The sequence below is a fragment of the Polaromonas sp. DSP2-3-2b2 genome (assembly GCF_049895905.1).
Taxonomy (GTDB): Bacteria; Pseudomonadota; Gammaproteobacteria; order Burkholderiales; family Burkholderiaceae_C; genus Polaromonas.
The window spans coordinates 1-1,212 of record NZ_JAFCTH010000056.1; the positions used below are offsets into that span (position 1 = coordinate 1).

At 59.8% G+C, this 1,212-nt stretch carries 1 protein-coding gene; it reads left to right on the forward strand.

The genetic code is table 11. The features are described from left to right. Positions 1-599: 599 nt before the first annotated feature. Positions 600-1,212: tyrosine-type recombinase/integrase (locus tag ACP7AD_RS18525; protein ID WP_426166406.1), on the forward strand; the 613-nt coding region annotated here is incomplete at its 3' end.

Sequence of the window (1,212 nt, forward strand, 5' to 3'; positions counted from 1 at the left end):
AACTGGGTTTGTCTCGGGTTAGAAAAGGGACCGCTTCAGATTATCCGGTGAGACAGGAAACCGGAAGGCTTTGCTTTTTGGTATTTCAGCGGCCTGCTAGGGGTTCGCGCGCAGGCGCTACTGAAAATTCAGGACAACCATGTGCAGACCTGTGCAGACCTGTGCAGACCTGTGCAGACCTGTGCAGCCCGATCCAGGCCGGTCAGTGCAGGTCACGTCCGGGGAGATGCCCCAGCAGTTCGTCGGATGCAACATTTAACGGGCCGTCACTTCCGTCGCAACGGGAGATTGCTTCCAAGGCCAGATTGAAACAGATCAAATCTCTTGCAACTCTCGTACAGCCTCTGCGCCTGCAGCTTTTCGTACATCGGTTCACGTAATCTCAAAATATTCTCCTGCAGAGCTCGTCAGGGTGCTAAGAGCCATTATTTTCTCCGCTCTTTAACCATTGATAAAAACCGTTGAACTAAACCGCTGACGCGGTGGCGGGTGTGCGCAGACCGGCAGGGCGTCGTTGTTCTGCGCGGTGCTTGCCTTGAACGGCATTGAGGTGAAACCTTGGAAGCGGGGAATGGTCCCCGCTTTCAGGGAGATTTGTCATGACACCTCTTCGCCAACGCATGCTCGATGCGATGGTGCTGCGCGGCTTTGCCCAGCGCACCCAATGGACCTATGTGACGGCCGTCAAGCAACTGGCGCGCTACCACGACTGCAGCCCGGAGTTGCTGAGCGACCAGCAGATCCAGGCCTACTTGTTGCATTTGCTCCAGGAACGCCACCGCTCGCGCTCGACCGTCAACACGACCTCGTGCGCCATCCGGTTTTTGATCTGCGACGTGCTGGGTCAGCGCGAGCGCCGCGTCAAGATTCCGCTCGGGCGTATCCCGCAGCGTCTGCCCGAGTTGCTCTCGCGCGCCGAGGTGGCCGCGTTGCTGGACGCGCCGATGCCGATCAAGGCGCGCACCTTCCTGATGACGGCGTATGCCAGCGGCCTGCGCCTCAATGAGCTGTGTCACCTGCGCGGCTGCGACATCGATTCGGCCCCGGACCGCATGTGCATCCGTGTCGTCCAGGGCAAGGGCGCTAAGGACCGCTACAGCCTTCTCACGCACGAGCTGCTTGACCAATTGCGCCTGTACTGGCGCGCCTGCCGCTCGGGTGCTAAGGCAGATGACTGGTTGTTTGCCAGCCGACGCGATCCCTCCCGGCCTC